Annotated in this window: 21 protein-coding genes; 7 read left to right on the top strand and 14 right to left on the bottom strand. The window is 67.8% G+C overall.

All coding sequences use genetic code 11. The annotated features are described in order from the left end of the window. Positions 1 to 47: 47 nt before the first annotated feature. Positions 48 to 518, bottom strand: coding sequence for an Lrp/AsnC family transcriptional regulator (locus tag E1H18_RS12075; RefSeq protein ID WP_172268302.1), 471 nt, complete (start codon positions 516 to 518; stop codon positions 48 to 50). A gap of 95 nt (positions 519 to 613) precedes the next feature. On the opposite strand from E1H18_RS12075, the gene phhA reads away from it, so the two are divergent. Genes phhA through E1H18_RS12060 form a run of 3 tightly spaced genes read left to right on the top strand, consistent with a single transcriptional unit; the run spans position 614 to position 2,451 of the window. After that, positions 614 to 1,474, top strand: a complete 861-nt coding sequence (gene phhA, locus E1H18_RS12070; protein ID WP_172268299.1) for a phenylalanine 4-monooxygenase — start codon at positions 614 to 616, stop codon at positions 1,472 to 1,474. A gap of 5 nt (positions 1,475 to 1,479) precedes the next feature. After that, the gene (locus E1H18_RS12065; protein WP_172269549.1) at positions 1,480 to 2,148 is read left to right on the top strand and encodes an SDR family oxidoreductase; all 669 of its coding nucleotides are present in this window, start codon (positions 1,480 to 1,482) and stop codon (positions 2,146 to 2,148) included. A gap of 3 nt (positions 2,149 to 2,151) precedes the next feature. Then, positions 2,152 to 2,451 carry a 4a-hydroxytetrahydrobiopterin dehydratase gene (locus tag E1H18_RS12060; RefSeq protein ID WP_172268296.1) on the top strand — a complete coding sequence of 100 codons (300 nt, stop codon included), beginning with the start codon at positions 2,152 to 2,154 and terminating at the stop codon, positions 2,449 to 2,451. Between the two features lie 58 nt (positions 2,452 to 2,509). On the opposite strand, the gene E1H18_RS12055 is transcribed toward E1H18_RS12060, so the two are convergent. Genes E1H18_RS12055 through E1H18_RS12035 form a run of 5 tightly spaced genes read right to left on the bottom strand, consistent with a single transcriptional unit; the run spans position 2,510 to position 10,170 of the window. Beyond that, a complete protein-coding gene (locus E1H18_RS12055) occupies positions 2,510 to 3,700 on the bottom strand; it encodes an SGNH/GDSL hydrolase family protein (protein ID WP_194248007.1) in 1,191 nt (396 codons plus the stop codon). Further along, positions 3,700 to 4,452: an SDR family NAD(P)-dependent oxidoreductase gene (locus tag E1H18_RS12050; protein ID WP_172268290.1), complete on the bottom strand. Its 753-nt coding sequence runs from the start codon at positions 4,450 to 4,452 to the stop codon at positions 3,700 to 3,702. The genes E1H18_RS12055 and E1H18_RS12050 overlap by 1 nt, the downstream gene beginning before the upstream one ends. A 3-nt stretch (positions 4,453 to 4,455) precedes the next feature. After that, on the bottom strand, positions 4,456 to 5,733 hold the full coding sequence (locus E1H18_RS12045) for an MFS transporter (protein WP_241735994.1): 1,278 nt from the start codon (positions 5,731 to 5,733) through the stop codon (positions 4,456 to 4,458). A gap of 22 nt (positions 5,734 to 5,755) precedes the next feature. Then, positions 5,756 to 7,966: a heparinase II/III family protein gene (locus E1H18_RS12040; protein ID WP_172268284.1), complete on the bottom strand. Its 2,211-nt coding sequence runs from the start codon at positions 7,964 to 7,966 to the stop codon at positions 5,756 to 5,758. Beyond that, positions 7,963 to 10,170 (bottom strand): polysaccharide lyase 6 family protein, encoded by a 2,208-nt coding sequence (locus tag E1H18_RS12035; protein WP_172268281.1) that lies wholly within the window; start codon positions 10,168 to 10,170, stop codon positions 7,963 to 7,965. The genes E1H18_RS12040 and E1H18_RS12035 overlap by 4 nt, the downstream gene beginning before the upstream one ends. 338 nt (positions 10,171 to 10,508) lie before the next feature. Between E1H18_RS12035 and E1H18_RS12030 the strand changes: the two genes are divergently transcribed. Next, complete coding sequence (locus tag E1H18_RS12030; protein WP_172268278.1) at positions 10,509 to 11,258, top strand: FadR/GntR family transcriptional regulator; 750 nt, start codon at positions 10,509 to 10,511, stop codon at positions 11,256 to 11,258. Between the two features lie 105 nt (positions 11,259 to 11,363). Here the strand turns inward: E1H18_RS12030 and E1H18_RS12025 are convergent, their stop codons facing one another. Next, positions 11,364 to 14,357 (bottom strand): TonB-dependent receptor, encoded by a 2,994-nt coding sequence (locus E1H18_RS12025; RefSeq protein ID WP_241735993.1) that lies wholly within the window; start codon positions 14,355 to 14,357, stop codon positions 11,364 to 11,366. A 259-nt stretch (positions 14,358 to 14,616) separates the two neighbouring features. Between E1H18_RS12025 and E1H18_RS12020 the strand changes: the two genes are divergently transcribed. From E1H18_RS12020 to E1H18_RS12010, 3 genes are read left to right on the top strand one after another with little or no spacing between them, the layout of a single operon-like run. Further along, entirely contained in the window at positions 14,617 to 16,335 is a 1,719-nt protein-coding gene (locus tag E1H18_RS12020) for a LysM peptidoglycan-binding domain-containing protein (protein WP_172268272.1), read from the top strand. 11 nt (positions 16,336 to 16,346) lie between these two features. Next, positions 16,347 to 16,652 (top strand): hypothetical protein, encoded by a 306-nt coding sequence (locus E1H18_RS12015; RefSeq protein ID WP_172268269.1) that lies wholly within the window; start codon positions 16,347 to 16,349, stop codon positions 16,650 to 16,652. Continuing rightward, on the top strand, positions 16,649 to 17,146 hold the full coding sequence (locus E1H18_RS12010) for a hypothetical protein (protein ID WP_172268266.1): 498 nt from the start codon (positions 16,649 to 16,651) through the stop codon (positions 17,144 to 17,146). The genes E1H18_RS12015 and E1H18_RS12010 overlap by 4 nt, the downstream gene beginning before the upstream one ends. A 107-nt stretch (positions 17,147 to 17,253) precedes the next feature. Here E1H18_RS12010 and E1H18_RS12005 read toward each other — a convergent pair whose 3' ends face one another. From E1H18_RS12005 to E1H18_RS11975, 7 genes are all read right to left on the bottom strand, one after another. Beyond that, complete coding sequence (locus E1H18_RS12005) at positions 17,254 to 18,072, bottom strand: DUF1521 domain-containing protein (protein WP_172268263.1); 819 nt, start codon at positions 18,070 to 18,072, stop codon at positions 17,254 to 17,256. A gap of 106 nt (positions 18,073 to 18,178) precedes the next feature. Then, a complete protein-coding gene (gene sctT / locus E1H18_RS12000; RefSeq protein WP_172268260.1) occupies positions 18,179 to 18,985 on the bottom strand; it encodes a type III secretion system export apparatus subunit SctT in 807 nt (268 codons plus the stop codon). Next, positions 18,982 to 19,254 (bottom strand): type III secretion system export apparatus subunit SctS, encoded by a 273-nt coding sequence (gene sctS, locus E1H18_RS11995; protein WP_172268257.1) that lies wholly within the window; start codon positions 19,252 to 19,254, stop codon positions 18,982 to 18,984. Before sctS ends, sctT begins: the two co-directional genes overlap by 4 nt. Before the next feature lie 11 nt (positions 19,255 to 19,265). Beyond that, a complete protein-coding gene (gene sctR / locus E1H18_RS11990; protein WP_172268254.1) occupies positions 19,266 to 19,928 on the bottom strand; it encodes a type III secretion system export apparatus subunit SctR in 663 nt (220 codons plus the stop codon). Positions 19,929 to 19,933: 5 nt separating this feature from the next. Then, positions 19,934 to 20,887, bottom strand: coding sequence for a FliM/FliN family flagellar motor switch protein (locus tag E1H18_RS11985; protein ID WP_172268251.1), 954 nt, complete (start codon positions 20,885 to 20,887; stop codon positions 19,934 to 19,936). Next, a complete protein-coding gene (locus E1H18_RS11980) occupies positions 20,884 to 21,513 on the bottom strand; it encodes a response regulator transcription factor (RefSeq protein WP_172268248.1) in 630 nt (209 codons plus the stop codon). Before E1H18_RS11980 ends, E1H18_RS11985 begins: the two co-directional genes overlap by 4 nt. Next, the gene (locus tag E1H18_RS11975; protein WP_172268245.1) at positions 21,510 to 22,577 is read right to left on the bottom strand and encodes a sensor histidine kinase; all 1,068 of its coding nucleotides are present in this window, start codon (positions 22,575 to 22,577) and stop codon (positions 21,510 to 21,512) included. The genes E1H18_RS11980 and E1H18_RS11975 overlap by 4 nt, the downstream gene beginning before the upstream one ends. Positions 22,578 to 22,611 lie beyond the last annotated feature (34 nt).

Raw genomic sequence — 22,611 nt, 5'->3', positions numbered from 1 at the left:
CGATGGCGTTGAGCGTGGCAAGGGCGAGCTTGCCCGCTGGCCAAACCTCAGACCGGAAGCGCCGTGGTGTACTTCACCAAGTCGAGGGCGAAGTGCGACGAGGCCCCGGCCACCGAGGGCTGGTTGAGCAGCTGACGCATCAGATAGGCGTTGTAGTCGGCGACGTCGGCGACCACGATGCGCAGCATGTAGTCCCAGTCGCCGGACATCGAGAAGCACTCGACGATCTCGGGCTGGGTGCGCACGAAGGCCTCGAAACCATCGCGAGCATCCTTGGCGTGACTGGCCATGCGCACATTGCAGATGACGTTGACGCCGCGTCCGACCCGAGCCGGATTGACCAGGCGAACCGTCTTTTCCAGAAGCCCGGCTGCCTCCATCGACTTGATGCGACGCCAGCACGAAGCGCTGGAGGCCCCCACCCTCTCGGCCAGCTCTGCGTGGCTGACCGTGGCGTCTTCCTGCAGGATCGTCAGGATGCGACGCGACACCGGGTCCAGATCGAGTTCAGATTTCATATTAGGCACTTATACCGAACATTCATTTCGGAAATAGCTTCGTTCACCAGGAAGATTGAAACGCAGCCCCACTCATGGCGTGCGAACGTTTCAACATGAAAGAGACGCCCCTCGACCGCCCCGCCGACGCCTCGGCCGACTGGACCATTCCGCAGAACTGGGCTGCCTACACGCCACAGGAACATGCGATGTGGGACCATCTCTTCGCCCGCCAGGCCACCATGCTGCGCGGCCGCGTCAGCCCCACCTTCCTGGAGGGTCTCGACGTTCTGCGCCTGTCCAAGCCCGGCATCCCGGACTTCGAGGAGCTGTCGGAGCGCCTGCAGAAGGCCACCGGCTGGAGTGTTGTGGCCGTGCCTGGGCTGGTGCCCGACGACGTCTTCTTCGACCATCTGGCCAATCGCCGGTTCGTGGCCGGCAACTTCATCCGTACGCCCGAGCAGATCGACTATCTGCAGGAGCCGGACATCTTCCACGACGTCTTCGGCCACGTGCCGCTGCTGGCCAACCCGGTATTCGCCGACTACATGCAGGCCTATGGCGAGGGCGGGCTGCGCTCTCTGAAGTACGGCGCCCTGCACAAGCTGGCCCGACTGTACTGGTACACCGTCGAATTCGGCCTGATCCGCGAGGACGGCGACCTGCGTCTGTACGGCGCCGGCATCGTCTCCAGCTATGGCGAGTCGATCTTCGCCCTCGACGATCCCTCGCCCAACCGCATCGGTTTCGATCTGAAACGAGTCATGCGGACCAACTACCGGATCGACGACTACCAGCAGACCTACTTCGTCATCGACAGCTACGAGGACCTGTTGCGCCAGACCCTGGAAACCGACTTCGCGCCGCTCTATGCCGAGCTGGAAACGGCCGAGGACCTGGCCACCGACACCGTGCTGGCCAGCGACATGATCGTCACGCGCGGCACGCAGACCTACGCCCAGTCGAAGGCGTCGTGACCGCCATGCGCGTCTTGCTGACCGGCGCCGACGGCGCCCTGGGCGTGGTGGTCGATCACGCGTTTCGCGCCGACGGAGCGGCCGTCGCCGCCCTCGCGGGAGCCGCCGCGCAAGACAGGCCGGACGACGGCGTGTTCGCGGCTGGCGACCTGGCCAACGAAGCCAACGCCCAAGTCGTCGTCGACCGCGCTGCGGCGCATCTGGGCGGCTTCGACGCGGTCGTCCATCTGGTTGGCGGCTTCCGGTGGACGACGATCGGCGAGGCCAGCCTGTCGGACTGGACCGGACTCTTCGCCGGCAACGTCGGTACGGCGGTCGCGACCCTGAAAGCCGCCCTGCCCCACCTGGCCGATGGCGGAGCGATCGTCTTGGTCGGCGCCAACAGCGCTCAGCCGGCCGGCCTGGGCTTTGGCCCCTATGGCGCGGCCAAGGCTGGCGTCGCGAGACTGACAGAGGCCTTGGCCGCCGAGCTGCGTCCGCGCAGGATCCGCGTTAATGCGGTGCTGCCGTCGATCATCGACACGCCGCAGAACCGACTCGACATGCCCGACGCCGACCCCGCCCAATGGACCCATCCGGCCGCCATCGCCGATGTCATCCTGTTCCTGACCCGTCCGGCAGCCCGGGCGATCACCGGCGCCCTGGTGCCGGTCACCAACGCCGTGGAGCGCTAGACGATGATCAACGCCCTGTCCGAAACCGAACGCACCCATGCCCTGACCAACTTGCCGCTGTGGCGCTTCGACCCGGCCCGCAACGCTCTCTATCGCCGCCTGCAGTTTCGCGACTTCGCCGAGGCGCTTGGCGCGATGGTCCAGATCGGGGTGATGGCAGACAAGGCTGATCACCATCCCGAATGGTCGAACGTCTACAACACCGTCGAGATCTGGCTCACCACCCACGACGCCAACGGTGTTTCGACGCGCGACCTCGCCTTGGCCCAGGCCATCGACGGCTGCGTGCGCCAGGGCGTCTGACCTCGTCCGCCGCTATCGACGGATCGTTTCCAGGATCACGGGGCCGTACGCGCCGACGTCACTTTCGGCAGCGGGCCTGCGGACCGTTGAACTGTGACAGATCAATCGCCTGGGCCATGGCCGTATAGCCCTGATCGTTGGGGTGCAGGCGGTCGTCGCGGGCGAAGTCGGCGCGCATGGCCTCGGGCTTGGCCGGGTCCTGCAGAGCCTTATCGAAGTCGACGACGCTGTCGAACTCGCCGCTATCGCGGATGAAGGCGTTGAGGGTCCTGCGCGCGGTTTCCGACCGCTCGTCGAAGCGCTCCGAGCCGGCGAAGCCGGTCAGCGTGCCGCCGATGACCTTGATCCCGCGCAGATGCAAGCGGGCGATGATCTGGCGATAGGCGGCGATGACCTCTTCGGCGCTACGGCCGACATTGGCCGGATCGCCGTCGTGGCGGATGTCGTTGATACCCTCGATCAGGATCACGTGGGTGACGCCGGGCAGCGAGAGCACGTCGCGGTCGAGGCGCGCGCGGACGTTCGGACTACGACCGTCGCGAACCACCTGGTTGCCGCTGATCCCGGCATTGGCGACGACATAGGCGCCCGGACAGGCGGCCTCGAAGCGGCGTGCCAGGACCGAAGGCCAGTCGGCCTCGGCGCCCAAGGTCGCGCTGGAGCCCTCGGTGATCGAGTCGCCCAGCGCCACCACCACGGCCGGCGGCTTGTCGGCCAGGCCGTAGACGGCCGAGATGAAGCTCTGGCGGCGGTCCAGCTTGGCGTCAGCCGGCACAGGCGCATTGCCGGCGCCGATCCGCACCGCCGTGCGGCGCACCACGCCGCGCGTCGCGCCCTTCGCGTGCAGGCTGACGCTCAGCAGATCGGCGCGCTTGACCGCGATCGGCAGCGGATCGCTGACCAGGGCCACGCCCACCGGCACGACGATGTCGCGCGCGCCGCCGAAGGTGACCGGCAAAACCCGGCCGTCGGCGCCGGTGGCGGTCAGGCCGTCCAGAGCCAGCGGCTCCAACCCCAACTCGTTGCTGATCCGCAGACGCACGGCCTTGGCCGCCACGCCCATGCGCAGATCCTGGCGAATGGTCTGGTCCTGATAACCGATCGGTGCCTTGGCGGCGTCGACGTCGAACCGCGGCGGAGCGGCGGCGGCCGTCCAGGCCGGCCTCCATTCGGAAGTAGCTCTCTGCGCGAACGCAGGCGACCCGGCCAGCGTCAGCAGAAGCGCGATCGTGGCCGGGCCGCGGCGCATCACGAGAAGAACATCCCGCCGTTGATGTCGATATTGGCGCCGGTCACGAACGACGAGGCGTCCGAGGCCAGATAGGCCACGGTCTCGGCGACCTCCTCGGGACGGCCTTGACGACGCAGCGGCGTGTTGCCGGCCACGGCGGTGCGCACTTCCGGCTTGGTGAAGGTGTCGTGGAAGCTGGTGGCGATCATGCCCGGGCACAGGCTGTTGACCCGCACGCCCTTGGGACCCAGCTCCTTGGCCATCGAGCGGGTGAAGGTCATCAGCGCGCCCTTCGACGTCGCATAGATCGAGGCGCCAGGGCCGCCGCCGTCGCGGCCGGCCTGGGACGCGAAGTTGATGATCGAGGAGCCTTCCGGCATCAGCGGAGCCACGGCCCGGGTCGTCAGATAGGCCGACTTCAGGTTCAGGGTCATGACCTTGTCGAAGAAGGCCTCGTCGATGTCGGCCAGTTGCCGGCGCTCGACCATGCCGCCGGCCAGGTTGACCAGGATGTCGATCTTGTCGCCATAGGCGGCCTTGGCCGCCGCAACCAGGGAGTCGACGCCCGCGGCCGTCGTCACGTCGGCGCGATGCACGATGGCCTCGCCGCCCGCCGCCTTGATGCTCTCCAGCGTCTCGGCCGCGCTGGCCTCGTCGTTGGCGAAGTTGATCACGACCTTCGCGCCTTCGCGGGCGAGAACGCGGGAGACGTCGCGGCCGATATCGCGACCACCGCCAGTGACGATGGCGACCTTGTCCTTGAGGCGCATGAATTAGTCCTTCGAAGCTTGGGAAGTGGCCGCCTGAACCGGCGCGATGCGACCGGTGACGAACCAGAGGGAAAGGATGGAAAGGGGAACCAGGGCGGCGACCAGGATGAAGATCGGGCCGTAGGAAACCTTGGTCATCACCGGGACCAGCCAGGTGGTGATCAGCGTGCCGGCGACGGCGGCCATGCCGCCAATGCCGGCGAGGGACCCGACCGAGCGACCGTCGAACAGGTCACCCGGGATGGTCTGGATGTTGCCGATGGCGATCTGGAAGCCCAGCAGCACGCCGGCGATGACCAGGACCGCCAAGGTCGGATCGGTCATGAACGGCGCTGCGATCAGGCACGGGATCATGATCAGCCCGCCCAGGGTGACGGTCAGCTTGCGGGCCATGCCCGGCGAGCGTCCCGACTTGATCAACTGCCCCGACAGCCAGCCGCCGACCATGCTGCCGATCATCGCGCCGACATAGGGGACCCAGGCGAAGATGCCGATTTGCTTGATGTCGAACTTGAAGGTCTCGGCCAGGTAGATCGGCAGCCAGGAGACGAACAACCACCAGATCGGATCCAGGAAGAAGCGCGACAGGATCACGCCCCAGCTTTGGCGGTGCGACAGCAGTTGCTTGACGGTAGGCACGTAGACGGGGGCCAGGGCCTCGTCGGTCGCATGGGCCGTAGGCTTGTCCAGGATCAGCACGCGCTCGGCGTCGCTGACCCAGGGGTGACGGTCCGGGCCAGCGCGATAGATCACCAGCCAGGGCAGGAGCCACAGGAAGCCCAGGACACCAACCATCAGGAACGTGCCCTTCCAGCCCAGCCACAGGAAGATCAGCGCGATCAGCGGCGCCGAAATGATCGCCCCCACCGAGGCGCCGGCGTTGAAGATGCCCTGGGCCAGGGCGCGCTCCTTGGCCGGGAACCACTCGGCATTGGCCTTGACCGCGCCGGGCCAGGCGCCGGCCTCGCTGACGCCCAGCATGGCGCGGAAGATGCTGAACGACAGGATCGAGCTGGCCAGGGCGTGCAGCATGATCGAGATCGACCAGAAGCCGATCGACAGGGCAAAGCCCAGCCGCACGCCGATCGCGTCGAACAGCTTGCCGAACACAAACTGCCCCAGGGCGTAGAACAGCATGAAGATCGTAACCAGCAGGGCATAGTCCTGCTTGGTCGCGCCGATCTCGGACGCGATCTCGGGCCACATCACCGCCAGGGCGTTGCGGTCGATGTAGTTGACCACGGTGGCCACCGCGATCAGGCCGATGATGACCCACCTCATGCCGGACTTCATCGTCATCTCCTCAGCGGTCGAACCGGGCGTAGGGCCCAGTCCACTCGTAGGCCTGGCCGTCGATCCGCACGGCGTGGGCGGCGGTCTTGGAAACATCGTCGGCCACGGCCAGCGCCAGCTTGCGGCCCGAGGCCAGGGTCAGCACGATCACCTCGGCCCCCTCGCCGCGCGTGCGGGCGATGTCGCGGATGCGGCTTGTGCTGCCGGCCACCGTCTCGGCGGTCGGGTCGTAGACGCCGTGCGGCTCCAGCACCGAGAAGAAGCTGGCCTGGGCCTGGCCCTGCATGCGCTGAATCAGGGCCGGCTCGCGCCGCAGGTTGAAGTTGGGATCGTTGGCGCCGCTCTCCACCAGCAGGGCGCTGGTCGGGGCCGAGGCGCCGAAGCGATAGGTGTAGAACCGCCCGCCCAGCAGCCAGGTCAGGCTACGGGTCTTGTCCGAAGGCGCCGCGACGGCGTCGACCCACAGGTGCTGGTAGCCAGAGTCCTTGCCCAGCACCGGCCGCTCGCGGACCGAGTGCTCGGCCGCAAAGGCGGTGACGATGTGACCGTTGAAGTGCAGCGGCAGGTCGTAGTCGGCCGCCTTGCCGCCCTGGGCGCGGAACAGGTCGATGACGACGGGATAGGCCAGGTCCGGATGCTCGACCATGGCCAGGGTGCGGGTTAGGACGACGCCGTCATAGGCCTTGTCCATCCGGGCCGAAGCGATCTGCAGGCCCTCGCCCGCCTTGTAGAACAGCGGCGTGGTCGGATGCTCCTCGCCCACGCGCCAGTCGGCGCCGAACTGGCTTTTCTGGTCAACCACCAGGGTGTTGTGGGCCACGGTCTGCATGGCCCAGCTGTCGTTCTCGTCCAGATAGCCGCCGCCGCCCTTGGCCTCGACATTGAGGAAGCGGGCGGCGCCATAGTCGCGCACGATCGCCTGGCCGTTGTCGTAGAACAGCCAGTTCAGGCGGTCGAAGTGGCCATGACCCTGGCCCTGCTGGGTGTTCTTCATCACCAAGGCCTGGCCGTTGGCCCCGCCGCGGCGCAGGAAGACCAGGTCGCCGAGGTCGCCGTTCGGACCGTCGCGCAGCTCCATCGAGCGGAAGTCGAAGGGCTTGGCCCCGCCGCCCGCGACGCCCTGGGCAATGGCCAGGCCGTCGGGCGACAACAGGGTGCGGCCCTGCTCCTTGGCGATCGACAGCAGGCCCGGATCGCGGGTCTGGGCGTAGGCTATGGCGACGCCGGTGACGATCTCCTCGGTGTCCAGGCCCTTGTCGGGCATGGCGTCATTGATCGGGAACAGCTTCCCCGCGTAAGACGACTGGATCACCCCGTCGACGGCCTTCAGCAGCACGCCGTCACGGCGCTGGAAGATCCCGCGCGCCGGCTCGTTCTGCTGGATCGCGCGGGCGAAGATGATGAACGGCGCCAGGGCGTAGCGCTGATAGTACGGCCCCTCGGCGTAGTAGCCGTCCGGCGAAAACAGCTCGTCGACCTGGCGCAGGAAGCCGGCCTTGCCGTCATGCTTGGTCCCGTTCAGGGCGCGATCGACCAGATCCGGGTCGCGCAACACATAGCCGGTCATGCCGACCCCGGCCGTGGCCCAGGTGGCGTGGTTATGGATGCGGTCAAAATAGGGGGCGTTCTCTTCCGACAGGAAGCGGGCCATGCGGCGGAAGACGTCGTCGTCGATCGTGCGGCGCTGCTCGGGCGTCAGGGTGTCGCGAATGGCGTCATAGCCCTGTGCGCCGTAAACGAGCCAGACGGAGTCGTTCAGCGCCTGCCAGAACAGCCGGCCCTTCACCGATGAGTTGCCGGCGGGGTGATCCTTCAGGGTCGGATAGAGCTTGGCGTACTCCAGCAGCAGGTCGCGGGCGAAGTCGGCATAGGCCTTGTCGCCGGTCAGGCGGTACAGCGCGCCGGCGCCGGCCAGGGCTTTGTAGTTGGCCTTGTGCTGCTCGTGGGTGACGCCGCCGCCCAGGTCGCGCGGTTGCGGAACCTTGATCCCGGCGGCCATGGCGGCGCGGACCTCGCGCTCCACGCGCTTCTGCTCGGCCGCGAACATCGGATAGCGGGCGCCGTCCTTGGCCATGGCGCGCCACTGGTCCAGCGTGACCAGCACCGGCTTGGCGTCGTCGATGCGCACGGTGGCGGCCGGTTTGGCGGCCTGGGCCAGGACGACGGCCGGAACGCCGGTGGATAGGGTCGCCAGCAGGGCCATCAGGACCGGACGGTTCATGGCGTAGTCTCCAGCGGCGTAACGTTGGTGATCAGGTCGGGCGTGCCCTGGAAGCGGTTGCCGCTCCACACCAGCACGGGATAGCCCACGCGGCGGAAGAAGCTGGGCGCGCCGCTGTCGACGAAGCGGTTGCCGCGCGCCTCGGTTCGCTGGACGCCGTACAGTTTCAGCGCGCCGGCCTCGCCCAGACCGCTGCGCTCGAAGGTCGAGCCGGTCAGGGTCAGCCGCGGCCCGAAAGTGCTCTCGTCCGTGCCCCCGCGATAGAGATCCAGGACCGGGCCTGTCACGTCGCGAAAGACGCTGTCGACCACCTCGACCACCTCGGCGTTGTAGGTGCCCAGGTCGGCGGTCTCGGTATGGCCGGCGATCACCGAGCCGGTGGCCCGCTCGACCGTGACCCGCTCCAGCCGGATGCGGTCGGCCACCGAGGCCGGGCCGGCGGCGAAAACGTTGAAGCTGCGATTGACGGTCAGGTCCTGAAACGCGCTGTCCTCGACGATCAGTTGGTACTGGGCCGCCCCCTGCCCTGCCCGGATCACGGCGGCGCCGGCGATGTCGGGGGCCAAGGCGCCGGTGACCGTCACGTGCGACAGGCGCAAGGCGCCGCCGCTGCCGATCTCGAACAGGTTGGGGCGCGAGAATTGGATCTCGGCGCGACCCTTGGCCGGCCCCTGGATCGTCACGGCGCGGTCCACGCCAATGACCTGATTGACGATGTAGACGCCCGGCTGGAGCGTGACCCGGCCGCCCGGCGCGACCTTGGCGATCGCCTGGGTCAGGGTGTCCTCGCCCGGCGCCACGGCCTGGCTGGCGCCGCTATCCAGAGCGGCGACGGGCCGGGTCTTGGGATACCAGCTGACGCCGGTCTGCTCGCGCGGGATGAAGGTCAGGTCGGAGCGAACGCCGACATCCTTGAGGCCCTTCGGCAACAGCAACTCGCCCTTGCCGCGCTCCAGCGTGACCCTGCGGCCCGCGACGCCCGGCAGAGCCTTGGTCGCGGCGGGCGACTGGACGTTGCCGTCGAAGACGATGCCGCTCATATCGCCCTGCACGCGGATCGGATCGTGGCCGTCGCGGTTGACGATCAGGTTCTTGGCGAAGCGGCTGTTGACCGGGGCCGCCGAGCGCTCGGCGTCCATGCCGGCCCCGAACGACATCTCGCGCGCATCGACCAGGGTGTTGTTCTCGATCACCGCCCCGTCGACCTGCACATAGCGGTGCACCGGCGAGTTGGGCACGCCGTACATGATGGTCAGGGCGCTGCCGAAGTTCGAGCCGGCCAGCCCTTCCATGTAGTTGTTACGCACCGTGTTGCGGCGATTGATCACTCGCACGCCGCCGGTGTTGGGTTTGCCGTTGCCGATGAACACGTTGTTCTCGACCAGGTTGTCGTCGCCGTGCCGCAGGACCATCGCCCCTTCGGACTCAAAGAAGACGTTGCCGCGATAGGTGTTGCCGCCCGACTTGTTCGAGACGATCTCGACCTCGCCGCTGCAGTGCTCGAACCAGTTGTTCTCCACCGTCGTGAAGGAGCTTGTGGCCGAGGCGTGGCTGGTGCCGACGCGGATCGTCTCGCCGCCGTTCGAGCCCAGCACGGGACGGCGACCGAAATAGTTGTGGTCGATGGCGTGGCGGTTCTCGAGCCCCTGCTCGGGATCGCGGATCACCACCAAGGTCGTGCCGGCGTTGGTCTTGCCGCTCAGCTGGTTGTGGTCGAAGCGGTTGTGATGGCCGTATAGCGCCACCCAGTTGTCAGACTCGGTGCGATCGCGCTTTGAGAAGCCGTCGATGACCACGCCGGTGACACGGCTGTAGTTGGCGCGCTCGGTGCGCGACTTGCGAAACGACACCACCTCGCCGGTGGGCGAAAACCCGTCGCGAAACACCAGGTTGGACACCATCAGATGCTCGCCGGCCATGCTGAGGTTGGAGCGGCCCGTCAAAAACACCTTGCCCGGCGTCTGGGCGGTCAGAGTGATGGGACGATCCGCAGCGCCCTTGCCCGTGAAGACGATCTGGAAATCGCGCCACTCGCCGTCGGCCAGGGTCAGGATGTCGCCCGGCTGGAGACGCGGCAAGGCAGAAGCGAACTCGGCCGGTGTCCGCACGAGTGCGGATTCGGCCAGCACCTGGGACGGAACGCCGCCGCCGGCCGCCGCAACGACGAGCGCGATGAAAGACCGCTTCAGACCGAGCTTCGACATCTTTCCTCCAGCGGCGGATCTTCGCGACCTCTGAGCGTGACGCTAGGAATTTGCCGATCACCCGTCAACCAATTTTCAGACCAATGCTCGCATTTGATCGACTTTGATTGGATCACTCCGGTATGATCGATGCGAAGCCAATTGGTTGACAACATTGTGCGACCAAAATGGAGCGATACAGTGCGTCAGATCGCGAGAGCACGGGAAAGCGATCGTCCATCAAGACGGCGCTTCAACCGCCACACCCCCATCGATCGGTAGGCGCTCTCCGCGGAGACGCTTGCGAAGAACCCCGCGGAAGGGTGTATTGATCAGCCAAAGAGGTCCAAGAGTCGCCGATGTCCGAACAACGCCTTTATCAGTCGGTCGCGAAGCAGATCCGCGAGGCGATCGAGGCTGGGGAGTTCCCTGTCGGGGCCCGCCTGCCAGGCGAGCGCGAGCTGGCCGAACGCTTCAATGTCAGCCGGGTGACTATCCGCGAGGCCGAGATCGCTCTCGAGACCTTGGGCTGGATCTCGATCAAGACCGGCTCGGGCGTCTATGTGCTGTCGCGTGACGCCCATGCCGCCGGCCGGCTGCCCGACGTCACCGCCTTCGACCTGACCGCCGCCCGTGCGGTGTTCGAGGCCGAGGCCGCGGCCCTGGCCGCCGCCAACATCGACGAGGCGGCCCTGGCCGAACTGGACGCTCTGGTCGCCATCATGTCCGATCCTGCCACCACCGACGCCCAGTCCAGCGCGGCGGACCAGAAGTTCCACGAAGCCATCGCCCGCATCGCCGGCAATCCGGTGGTCGAGTACTGCATCAAGCTGATCTGGCGGATGCGCAACGAGCTGCCCAAGGTCAAGCAGGTCTATCAGAGCGTCTGCCACCACGACTGGGACTCGCGCACCGACGAGCACGCCGCCATCCTGTCGGCGCTGCGCAATCGCGACCCGCAAGCCTCCCGCGCCGCCATGCGGGATCACTTCCACCGGCTGTTCGAGGCCATGCTGGCCGCCGAGGAAGCCGAGGCCCTGGCCGAGGTCCGCCGCCGGATGCAGCACGACCGCGCACGGTTCATGGCGACCCTGTCGGCTCAGGCCTAAGCCTCTTCCCCAAGTCCACAAACAAGGAGCCCCGCCACGGTCGCCGTGGCGGGGCTTTAAGTTTGCGCAGAGACGCCGCCGAAGCGATGCCCTCCTCGGGGAGACTTAGAACTTGACGCTCAGGCCCACGACCACCCGACGATCGGTCAGGCCGTTGTAGCAAAGCAGAGCCTTGTCGTTGATGCAGTACTCGTTGGCGTCCTGACGCGTCAGGTTGATGCCCTCGATGCCCAGCGTGGCCCACGGCGTGATGTCGTAGTTGACGCTGGCGTTCAGTTGGCCGCGATCGCCGCTGATGCGCGGCACGTCGAACGCCGAGGTGAAGGCCTCGGTATTGATGAAGTGCGAGCGCCACGTATAGCGCATGCGGGCGCTCAGGCCCCCGCGCTCATAGAACAGGGTCGCGTTGTAGGCGTACTTGGAGAGGTTCTCCAGCTCGACCCGGTCCTGCGGCAGGGTGGTGAAGCCCAGGTCGCGGGTGGTGTTGCGGGTCAGGCCGATGGTCCGATAGCTGGCCACGTTCCCACCGGTCTTCTGGTAGGTGAAGTTGCCGATGAAGCCGAAGCCCGAGGCCCAGCCCAGGCGGTCTTCCCACTGCGACAGGTCGTATTGGAACGCCGCCTCGATACCGGTCTGGGTCGTCTCGCCATCGACGTTGAAGGTCGAGGTCAGCGGCACACAGATTCCGGTCTGGCCACGATCGGGGTTGTTGACGCTGATGATGGCGATCGAATTGTAGATGCCGCCGCCCGGGCACGACGGATCACGGCTGCGATTGACGACGCCGCCGACGGCGTTGTCCGGCGGGCTTTCGGTGACGCTGGCGAACAGGTTGTCGCGCACCTTGTGGAACACGCCAACGCTGATCAGGCTGGACGGCGCGAAGTAGTATTCGGCCGACAGGTCAAACGACAGCACCGTCTCCGGCTGCAGGTTCGGGTTGCCGCGGTTGACGGCGGTGTTCTCGCTGGTGGCGAAGGTCACCGAGGTCGACAGGGTGTTGAAGTCGGGACGGCGAATGTCACGCGCCACGCCGGCGCGCACAATGACCTTGTCCATCGGCTCGGCGACCACGTTGAAGCGCGGCAGCCAGAACTTATAGGACGCGTCGTTCTCGGCGCGGGTCGAGACGCCGCCCGTGGCGACGGTGTTGCCGATCGAGGTCAGGTCGGTCTGCACGTAGCGCACGCCAGCGTTGCCGCGCAGCGGGATCCCGAAGGCCTCGGTGTCGAAATTGGCCTGGAAGTAGGCGGTCTTGGTCTCTTCGGTGATCTTGAAGTAGGCGCTGGCCTGCGAAGTCGGCGCGCCCAGCAGCGCAATGTTGGAGCCGTTGGCGGCGTTGCTGGCTGCGATCGCCTTGTTGAGGGCCGCCAGGGTGGCGTCCGGGTTCTTGAAGGCGGCGGCGCCGTCCAGGGTCATGTAGTCGGCGAACCACAGGCGCCGACCATCGCCGTCATTGAAGTTGCTGGGCCCCGCGACCATCAGGTCGGAGAACAGGTTGCCACTGGGACGGTAGAACGACGAGGTCACGTTGGTGAAGCCCGTCGTGCCGGTGATGTTGTCGTTCAGCGCGCTGGTCTCGTTCCAGCGCAGGCCGGCCTTGATCGCGCTGATGAACGGCAGGACGCCCCTGGTGTCGTAGGACGCGTCGAAGCGTAGCGCCTTTTCCTTGTTCTCGCGGATGCTGCGCGCCTGGGCCACCTGTTGCAGGCGGTAGTTGGCAGGGTTCAGCAGCATGGCCGAGGTCGGGGTGCTGGCCTGGCCTTGGGCGATGCCGAACTGCAGGGCGCCGTCACGCAGGTCGAACTCGATCGGTACGCCGTTGGCCAGTGTCACGCCCTGGGTCGGGGCCGGTGAGTTGGGGTTCACGAACTCCAGCGTCGTGTTGAAGCTGGGCAGCGTGGAGTCCGAGGTCGATAGCGCCGCCTGGGCCTCGACAGTCAGACGCTCGCCCTTCCATTCGCCGCCGGTCGAGAACACGCGGCTCTTGGTCAGGCGCGAACCGGTGTCGCTGGTCGTGCGCAGATACGGCGCCAGATTGCCGTTGGTGCGCGGCAGGATGACGCCCGCCAGGGCGGCCTGGACCGAGCCCAGGTCGATGTCGCCGTTCGGGCCCTGGGCCGTGCCCAGCTTGACCGTCTCGAACGCCGTGTTGCGGGTGTTGTCGACCACGCCGTTGTCCGAGACCGTCGAGATCTGGACACTGGTGCTCTGTTCGGCGCGCGTCTGGTTGTTCAGCGTCGCGTCGACGTAGAATTTCAGATTGTCGTTCGGCTTCCACTCCGCCGAACCGGCGAAGTTCTTGGTTTCATACTCGAAATTATCCAGGTCCTGGTTGAAGAACTGGATACGCAGGAACGGGAAGGCCTGGGCGCTGGCGCGGCCGGAGTTGGGCGTCACCACCGCGTCGCGGTCGACGCGCGGGCGGAAGGCCACGACATCCTGCTCGGCATAGCTGAAGCTGCCGACCAGGCCGATCTGGCCGATATGGGTGTCCCAGCGCTTGCCGACCGTGCCCGACAGGCGCGGCGTCGTGGTCTTGGACAGGTCGCTGTTCTCGGCCTGGGCGCGGAACGCGAACAGGGGCTTGGAGAGGTCGAGCGGGCGAATGGTCTTCAGGTTGATCGTGCCGCCGACCGAGCCTTCGATGGTCCGAGCTTCGGGCACCTTCACGACCTCGACCGCGCTGATCATCGAGGCGGCCAGATCGTCGAAGCTGATGCCCGAGCGGCCCGAGCCGGAGCCGACGGTCGAGACGCCATTGATCTCGACGCGATTGGCGTCCGTGCCGCGGATCTGCACGCCGCGGCCGACCCCGGCCTCACGGGTGATCTGCACGCCCGTGACGTTCTCCAGGACTTCAGCCAGGTTCTGGTCGGGCAGCTTACCGATGTCCTCGGCCTGGATGACCTCGACCAGATTGTCGGCGTTGCGCTTCTGGACCAGGGCGCTCTGCAGGGAAGCCCGGATGCCGCTGACGACGACGGCCTCGACTTCGGTCGCGGCGGGCTCCTGCGGCGCGGCCGGCGCGCTTTGAGCGAATGCGGGCCCTGCGACGATGATCGCGGTCCCCGCCAAAAGGACCGTCGTCAACCGCATGCTGGAGCCTACACGCGCTCCACCATTCATCCGTCGCATATTCGCCTCCCAACGGCTTCTTATCTGTTGCGCAGACGCTGGATTGGCATGGCACTTATGTCAACCTGTTTTGACACCAATGAAGTCCATACATGGCGGTAAATTGGTCAACCAATTTTCAAAACGGTCGCTGATCGCCAGCGCGCTAGGGTTCTCCCTAATGCCGCTCGCCTCCGGACAGACATAGGCTTCGTGTCGAGTTCGCCAGGGAGCGTGTCCGATGCAAGTATCTGCCGCCAGCCGCCAGAGCGTGGAAACCAGCAGCGCCAGCGGGAGCGCGTCCAGCGAGCACATCGTCAAGAGCGGCGAGACCCTGTCGGGCATCGCCGCCGAGCGCGGCGTATCCCTGAGCAGCCTGTTGGCCGCCAACCCCCAGATCGCCAACCCGAACCTGATCCGTCAGGGCCAGGCGGTGAATGTGCCGCCGCGGGAGGGCGCCAGCAGCTACGTGGTCAAGCCGGGCGACACCCTGTCGGCGATCGGCGCCAAGCTGGGCGTGTCGTGGCAGGCGATCGCTCAGGCCAACAACCTGCGCGATCCGAACCTGATCTCGCCGAACCAGGAACTGGTGATCCCCGGCGGCGGCGCGCCGGCCAGCACGCCCAGCCGCCCGGCCAACGACACCACCCCCGTCGCGGGGACCGCCGCGCCGACCGGCGCCCTGCCCTCTACCGAGGGAATGAGCAACGCCCAGAAGTTCGAGCTCTATTCCAACTATGTGAACACCTATGGCGACACCCAGACCAAGGCGGATCTCGCCGCCGGCAAGCAGGTGATCCTGGGCCTGCGCACCGATACGGCGCTGAGCGCCAACAACGGCAAGGGCGCTTATGACGACCGGGTCGTGGTGCTGCAGGCCGGCGCGCAGGTCCGCGAGTTCTCCGCCGCCACCGAGCCGTCCAGCCAGTACGACGGCCGCTATGGCGGCGACGCCGACGGCGACGGGCGCAAGGAGCTGGGTCGCATCGCCGAGGGCACGGTGACCTTCAGCAAGAGCCACAGCGCCAATCTGGGCCAGGTGCTGCGCCCGACCGAAGCCCACGATATCGTCCGCGACACCAATCACGACGGCCGCATCGGGGCCGGCGACAAGACGGTGCAGAGCAGTGACGGCTCGTTCCTGTTCCACGCCGGCGGCAACAGCAACACGGGCTCGGCCGGGTGCCAGACGATGAAGCCGGGCGACTTCCAGAGCTTCTGGAGCAGCCTGGGCGACCAGTCGCGGTTCAACTACGTGCTGGTCAATGTCGGCACGCAGGGCGCGCCGACCACCCAGACCCCCACCGCCGCGCCGGCCAACACCGACCAGCAGGCCATCGGCGGCCTCTCCGAGCAGTACGAGTCCGGCGGGCGCGGTCCCGGCACGGTCTCGTCGGGGACCGGCGATCCGGGCGGCGTCTCGTATGGCACCTACCAACTGGCCGGCAATCGCAACCGGCCGCAGGAATTCCTCGCCAGCGAGGGCCAGCGCTGGGCCGCCGAGTTCGGCGCCTCGACCCCGGGCTCCGCCGCCTTCAGCGCCACCTGGCGCGAGATCGCCGCGCGCGAGCCCGAAGCCTTCGGCGCCGCCCAGCACGACTACATCCAGCGCACCCACTACCAGGTCCAGGCCGACCAGGTTCAGGGCAATACCGGCATCGACGTCACCAATCGCTCGGCCGCCCTGCGCGACGTGGTATGGTCGACCGCCGTGCAGCATGGGCCCGAGACCGGAGCCATCGCCCGGGCCATCGCCAATGTCCGCGCGGAGGGCCACACGCCCAGCGAAGGCGACGCCTTCGACCGCGCCCTGATCAACGCCATCTATGACGAGCGCGGCCGGCGCAGCGACAACGGCGGCCTGGCCTATTTCACCAGCGCCAGCGCCGCGGTGCAGACCTCGGTCGCCAACCGCTTCGCCGAAGAGCGCCGCGACGCGTTGAACATGCTGAACCCGTAACGGATCACGGCATGAAGATGCTCATTGGGCTGGCGGCCCTGGCCTTGTTCACCAGCGCTCCACTGACCGTCGGCGACGACCTGGCCAAGGCCCATGCGGCCTGGCCGGGCACGCGGCTGAAGATCGTCCAGGCCTATCCCTGGGCCAAGTTCGCCGTGCTGCGCGACGGCCGCTCCGTCGCCCTCCTGACCTTCGACGGCGAGAACGAGGATCTGGCCGACGGCTCCAACAGCTTCAAGCGCATCGGCGAGACGGTCGACTGGTCGGCCCTGAAGCCAAGCCTGAAGGTCACGCGCATCGAAGGACCGTCCCGATGAAAGCCATCGAAGCGATCGACGGCGTCTCGCTGTCGGGAGATGTTCCCCGTCCCGCCGCCGAGCACGTCAATGTCGCGCGGGTGGCCGTGGAAGCGATGGCCGCCATGGCCGGCTTCGCCGTCGCCGACCCGCTGGGCGGGGCCGATCGCGGCGTGGTGCTGAGCCAGGGCTGGAGCGATTTCCACCAGCAGGGTCACGCCCAGGTCGCCGGCGACATCCGCAGCCTCACGGCCCAGACCGGCCAGACCGTCGCCGCGCGCCTGTCGTCCAGCTCGCCCGTCGACGCGGGCCGCATCGAGCGCGCCCTGATGGACTTCGCCCGCGCCCTGCGCGTCCAGGCCCAGGAGCGCCCGCACCTGACCACCGCCCAGCTGGTCGAGCCCTTGCTGCGCGCGCTGGGCGACCAGCTCTCGCCCCTGCCCGGCGCCAGCCAGGATCCGGTCGAGCGCTTCGTGCGCCTGATCGACGCCGCCCGCGACGAGCTGGCCCGCTAGCCCTCCTCCCTGCTCACAAAAAGAACCCCCGCCGAGGCGGGGGCTAGGGAAGCGCTCCGGCGAACCGGAGCGCTTGGGGTGTGGGACCCGGAGGCAGGCTTGTTGTCTCAGAAGTTCGGAGTCGGCAGACCCAGGAAGCGGGCCGCCAGGCTGGTTTCGGCCTGGGCTGAGGCGCCGGCGAACAGGCTGATCCCGCCGCCGCCCAGCAGCCAGCCGGTCAGGAACAAACCGAGGCTGCTGTTGAAGCTCTGCAGGCCTTCCAGCAGGGCCTTGTTCTCGTCGCGGGTCAGGTTGAAGTCGGCCTGGCCGACATCGGCGCCGGTCAGGTCGCTGCTCCAGCCGCTGGTCGAGGCGTCGTTCTCGTTGATCACCAGGCCGTCGTCGTTGGCCGCATCGAGCGCATAGCCGTTGCCGCCCAGCGAGACGGAGAGATCGCCCTTAGTCAGCTCGCTGACGCCGTCGATGACCACCGCCTGGTCGCCACGGGTGACCACCACCTGGCTGGCATAGGTCATGTCGCGGCCGTCCTGCGACTTCTCGGTGTTGATGGTGATCTTCGTGCCGTTCTCGAGTTGCAGGGTCGTGGCGCCCCAGAAGTCGCCGACCGCCTTGCCGTTATATTCGAAGTGAGGGTCGCCCCAGATCCGCGTGGCGTTGCCATCGGCGTCCTTGACGATGATCTCGGAATTGGCCTCGTCGATCGACAGGGTGTAGCCGTCGCCGATGTCGACCTGCGCCTTGCCTTCCGAGGGCATGGTCGCGGTGAAGCGCGGGGCCTCGGGCGGGGCCCACACTGCGCCGCCGGCGGCCGAGGCCAGCGAGAACTGCATCACGCCGAAGTTCATCGACTTGCCCAGTTGGGCGGCGAAGCCGGACAGCAGGGTGGCGTTGATCGCGCCGGTCAGCGCCCCGTTGATCGTGGTCATGGGAAAGCCCCTTTCCAGAAGGTTCGGCCGCTCATCGGCCTCGGAAAGGAGCTTGGTCCGGCGCCGACCCGGCCGATAGCTGGGGCTTATCCCATTGGGGAAAACCCTAGCTCGCCACCCGCGACATGGTCTTCAGCACCTGCAGGATCACCGCGGGCCGCGCACCCATCTCGTTCAGCAGCAGCTGGACCAGGCCCGTCATCATCGCCACCAGCACCGCCGTGGCGATCCAGGCCTTGATGGCCAGGCCCAGGGCGAAGACGTTCAGCTGCGGCGCATAGCGGTTGGCCAAGCCCAGGCCCGCATCGACAAGAAACAGCACCACCAGGGCCGGTGCGGCCAGCATCACGGCCATGGTCATCAGTCGCGAAAACTCGCCCTCGAACAGGGCCAGGCTGCGCAGGCTGAGCACTGGCGACAGGCTGCCGATCGGCCACAGCACGTAGCTGTCCAGGATCGTGCCGACCATCAGCAGCAGACCGCCGGCGAACATGAAGACGAAATTGGCCAGGCGGGCCATGAACTCGCCGGTCAGCGAGGTCTGGTGGCCGCTCAGCGGGTCGACGACCTGGGCCATGGTCGCCCCGACCTTGGCGTCGATGATCTGGCCGGCCGCCTCGAACGCCCACAGCATGGTCGAGAAGAAGAAGCCGATGATCACCCCGACCAGCGCCTCCTTGCCGAAGATCAGCAGCCACTGGACGGTCGGCAAATGCAGCTGGGTCACCTGCGGCTGCAGGGTCACGACGATGATCCCGAAGCACAGGAAGATCGAGTTGCGCACCAGCGGCGGCACGGTGTCGGGAGACAGCAGCGGCATCAGGGCGAACGCCGCCGCGATCCGCGTCGCGCCCACGGCCAGCACCAGGGTCTGGCCGAAGACGGCGGTCATCCAGTCCGGAGTTGGACTCATCGGCGGATCATGGCCGGAAACTCGGTGAACACCCGGTCGCCGAACCGATACAGCGAGCCGCCCACCAGGCTGGCGGTGGCGAAGATGGTCAGCACGATGGCGAAGAACTTGGCGGCGTACTGCAGGGTCTGCTCCTGCAGCTGGGTGGCCGACTGGACGATGGCGACCAGCAGGCCGACGATCGAGGCCGCGGCGATCGGCGGGGCCGACAGCACCAGCACCAGCCACAGGGCCTGGTTCACCAGCTCGATGGCTTGGGAATTCATCATGGCGGCCTCCTTCAGGCGTAAGAGAGAACGAGGCCGTGGGCCAGCTTCACCCAGCCGTCGATCAGGACGAACAGCAGCAGCTTGAACGGCAAACTCACGGTGGTGGGCGACAGCATCATCATCCCCATGGCCAACAGGATGTTGGACACGACGAGGTCGATGATCAGGAACGGCAGGAAGATGAGAAAGCCGATCTGGAAGGCGGCCGACAACTCCGAGACGGTGAAGGCCGGGACCACCACGATGAAGTCGCGTTCGGTGATGGCGGCGGCGCGCTCGGGGGTGTTGATGCGACGGGCGGTCTTCATGAAGAAGGCGCGCTCGCGCGGGCTGGAATGCTTGATCAGGAAGCCCCGCAGCGGCTCCTTGGCGCGTTCGACATAGTTGTAGAGCTGCTTGGTGTCGCTGCTGATCGCGGTGGTCGGCGCCTGGTTGGCCGTAACCCGGCCGATGTCCTGCGCGACCGGGTACATCACGTACAGAGTGAGGATCAGCGCCAGGCCGTTCAGCACGATGTTGGGCGGCACCTGCTGCAGGCCGAGAGCATTGCGCAGCAGGCTCAGGGTCACGACGATCTTGGTGAAGGATGTCACCATCACCGCCACGAACGGCGCCAGGGCCAGCAGGATGACCGTGATCAGCGCCGAGCCGGGCGAGAACTGGGTAAGGTCCATCCGGATCAGGCCTCCAGGCTGTCTATGACCAGGCCATAGGCCTCGCCAAGGGCCACTAGCCGCCCGGCGGCCACGGTGCGATCGCCGGCCAGCAGCACGGCGCGGGCCTCGGCGGGGGGGACCTCCAGCGTGACGGTCGAGCCGGGCCGCAGGGCCGCCAGCTGCGCCACGCTCAGCGTCACCTCGCCCAGGGCCACCCGCAGCGTCACGGGCAGGTCGGCGGTGGCCAGGACGGCGGGATCGGGGGATGCGGCGGCTTCGACGCGCGCGGACAGCTCGCTCATGGCGATCGGCTCCAGACTGTTGACGGAGAACCGCCCCCCGGCGGGTGAAAAGGCGCCGCGCGCACGGCGATCGGCGACGGCGATAGTGGCGGTGAACAGACGCTCGACGCCGAACGGCAGCAGGACGACGTCGCCGACGCCGAGGTTCTGACTGGCCGGGACGCTCGGACCGTCCAGCGTCAGGACGACAGGCAGCGGCACGGCCAGCGCCGACAGATCCGCCTCCCCTGCGGCCGGCTCCGGCCAGGCCTCGGCGGCGGCCAAGTCCAGGGCCAGCACCACCGCGTGACGGCGCACGGCCTCGGCGTCGAAGGCCTCGACCCGGACGAGAAGCGCCGCCTCGGCGCCGTCCTCGACATCGACGGGATCGAAGGCGAAGTCGCCGGCCTCCAGCGCCGCCAGCAGCGGCTCCAGCCGGTCCAGGCGGGCCAGCAGCTCGGCATGGTCGCGCTGCGGCGCCTCGTCCTCGGCCGGAATTAGACCGACCCGGCCGGCGAGGGTGTCGAACACCACCCACGGACCGTCGGGCGCTTCTTCGACGATGGCCGCCTTAAGGGTCAGGCCGCCCGCCGAACGGGTCAGGATCGACAGCATCCGCTCGCGGGCGGCCGCCAGCCTGGGCGACAGCGGCGGCAGGCGGGCGATCAGCGGTTCGGGTGTCAGGAGCTCGCTCATCGCGCGCCGTCCACGCGGCCGGCCACCGCCATCCGCACCAGGTTGGAGACGTTGGTCGCCCCCATCTTGGTCATGATCCGCGAGCGGTGCAGCTCGACCGTCTTGGGGCTGATGCCCAGCTTGTAGGCGATGACCTTGTTGACGTCGCCGCCGACCACCAGGTCCATCACCTGCCGCTCGCGCTCGGTCAGGGTCGAGAGGCGCTGCTGGAAGTCGTCCTGCTCGGGCGACGCGGCCGGCAGGCTGGCGAAGGCCTTCTTAAGGGCCGCCTCCAGCGCCGCCTCGCGGAACGGCTTCTCCAGGAAGGTCACCGCGCCCTTGCTCATCGCCTCGACCGCCAGGGGCACGTCGCCGTGGCCGCTCATGAAGATCACCGGACGCTCGCAGCCCCGGGCGCGCAGGGCGTCCAGCAGTTCCAAGCCCGACATGCCCGGCATCCGGACGTCCAGCACCAGGCAGCTGCCGGCCGGCGGATCGCCGGCGTCCAGGAAGGTGCGCGGGTCGTCGTAGGTGCTGACGGCGTAGCCCAGGCTCTCGAGCCACCAGGCGGCCGACTCCCGGAACTCGCCGTGGTCGTCGACCAGGCAGACCGCGCCGGCTGCGGCCGGTTCGGATGTGGGGGTCATGATTCATCCTCCTGCTGCGCAATCGGCAGCGCGATGTGAAAGACACTTCCCCCTCCGGGCGCGGCGGCGTGCCACAGCCGTCCCCGGTGCAGCTCGACGATCGAGCGGCAGATCCCCAGGCCAACGCCCATGCCGCCGGCCTTGGTCGAATTGAACGGCGCGAACAGGCGCAGGGCTTGGTCGTCGGGCACGCCCGGCCCGGTGTCGGCGATCGTCACCTCGACGAAGCGGCCGTCGGCGCTGACCGCGCCCGCCAGCGTCAGGCGGCGAAGCCCCGGCCGGTCGCGCATGGCGTCCAGGCCGTTGCGGGCGATATTGACCAGCACCTGCTGGACCATCACTGCGTCGCCCAGCACCGGCGGCAGATCGTCAGCCAGGTCCGAACGCGCCTGGACCCGGTCGCGGACGATCTCCCAGTCCAGCAGGTCCAGCGTCGCGCGAGCCAGGCCGGCCAGGGCCAGCGGCTCGGCCTTGGGCTTGCGCTGCTCGACGAAGCCGCGGATGCGCTGGATGACGTCGGCGGCGTAGAGCGCCTGGTCCGACGCCTTGGCCAGCGCCTCGTCCTGAGTCTCAGGCGTTAGGGCCCCGCGCGCAGCCCGAGCCCGCAGCCCGCGGACGATATTGGCGATCGAACCGATCGGCTGGTTCAGCTCGTGGGCGATCATCGAGGCCATCTCGCCGACCGACATCATCCGCGAGGTCAGCAGCAGCCGTTCGCGATCGGCCAGCCGCCGGCCCTCGGCGGCCTGGCGCTCCTCGGCGCTGGTCAGCATCAGCCAGACGCGGTCGTCGGCGTCGCGCGAGGCGCGGGCTTCGAACACCGCGCCATCCTCGGGCGAGGCGACCCAGGCCGGTTCGCCGCGCGCGGCGGCGTCGAAGGCCGGGCTCAGCACCGCCCCGGGCGAGGCCCCCTCCTCCAGCGCCGGCAGCAGGCGGGCGAAGGCGGGACTGCGCCAGGACAGACGCGGCGGCGCCCCCTCGAAGGCCGCCACGGCCAGGTCCAGGGCCGCCAGGGCGGTCCAGGCCGGATCGGACAGCGGCCTTGCCCGTTGAGTCAGGGTCATGCGCGGCCCTCTAGGGAAAACCCGCATGGCTCGA

It is taken from the genome of Caulobacter sp. RHG1 (assembly GCF_013181195.1).
GTDB lineage: Bacteria > Pseudomonadota > Alphaproteobacteria > Caulobacterales > Caulobacteraceae > Caulobacter.
This window is presented reverse-complemented; position numbering and strand designations above follow the sequence as displayed.